The 1,273-nt window shown below is 68.3% G+C and carries 2 protein-coding genes; one reads left to right on the plus strand and one right to left on the minus strand.

Annotated features, from left to right (window positions below; translation table 11 throughout):
• Positions 1-540 precede the first annotated feature (540 nt).
• A complete protein-coding gene (locus tag ACFXHB_RS44850) occupies positions 541-798 on the plus strand; it encodes a hypothetical protein (protein ID WP_380583010.1) in 258 nt (85 codons plus the stop codon).
• A gap of 39 nt (positions 799-837) precedes the next feature.
• On the opposite strand, the gene ACFXHB_RS44855 is transcribed toward ACFXHB_RS44850, so the two are convergent.
• Positions 838-1,273 (minus strand): hypothetical protein (locus tag ACFXHB_RS44855; RefSeq protein ID WP_380583012.1); only part of this gene is annotated, 436 nt, incomplete at its 5' end.

Genomic DNA, 1,273 nt, shown 5'->3' on the forward strand with positions numbered 1-1,273 from the left:
TCGCGAGGGAGTCCAGATCAGGCGTCACAACCGATCTTTGGACTCCCTCGCTTCATGTCATGCGCGCCAGCGAGCCCTTGGCATCAATCATCTAGACCGACCGCTGACCTGGCTGCCGCTCCCCGTAGCGTAGGGCAGCGCTCAGACAAGCGACTGCCAGACTGATCGGGTGACGCATCCCGGCTACTACATAGGCACCACGCCCGACGGACACCCATTCATGACGCACCTTCAGGGCCCAGAGCCCTGGTGCTGTGAGAGGCACGTACTCGACCTTGAACCGGAAGTCGACCGCGCCGGTACTGCGGTCCATGAGGCCGGGCACGCCGTCGCCGCCCTCCTACTCGGCATCCACATTGTTAATGTCGAGCTCACCGCCGACCCGGTGGCACTGGCCTGCGGCCCGACCGTAGCGGTGAACGGCTGCACCTCGGTCACCTACGAGGTGCCCAAGGAGATCTTCCTGACGATGCTGGCCGCGGGAGAGCGGGCCCACCAGCGATGGCTTCTCCACCAGGGGCCGTGGACGCCGGAACGAGCGTGGCCGTCGAACGCGGAGCGCGTGACGACCAGCGCAGGGCCGTCGAGGCGGTCGGGCAGCAGACACCCTCCTCCATCGCTTCCGTCCTGCACTTCTGGCAGTTCAGGCCGCTCGCTGACGCCCTGCTGCAAGAGAACTGGGACAGGGTGGTCAGCCTCGGAACGGCCCTGGCCGACCGGATGCGCCTGAGCGGCGACGAGGCGGCAGAACTGGCTGGCCTGCCCAACCCGCCGGGGCCGCCAACAGATCCGGCGTGAGCCAGCGACGGGCGGCGCATAGATGTGCCGCCCGAGTCCCTACCGGCCCAGAAGCCGGGCGTACCGGGCCTTCTCGACCTGGTGCCGCAGAATCGCGTCCTGCAGGGCACCCCGCAGGCCTGCGAAGCTGCTACGGCGGCACTGGTGAACCCAGAGGCCCTCGCCATCGACCCGTCCTCCAGAAGGGTCACCACGACGTGCAACTGGTCGGCAGGAACGCCGTCGTACGGGAATCGAAGAATCTGAACACAAGAACTTGACAGAGAATTCGACGCCCACGGGGACATCAACGTCCCCGCCGACACCACCACCGGCTACCTCGGCGGGCTGGCCCTCGCCGGCCCGCTGGGCTGGTAGGACTCCGGTCTCGGCGGCGGCCGCCCCGAGCAGCAGGCCATCCTGGTCGGCGCCCGTGACCTCGACCCCGCCGAGATCCAGCACGTCACAGCCGGCCGCGTGGCCCTCGTGCCCCCGG

Source organism: Kitasatospora sp. NPDC059327, assembly GCF_042752535.1.
Lineage (GTDB): Bacteria > Actinomycetota > Actinomycetes > Streptomycetales > Streptomycetaceae > Kitasatospora.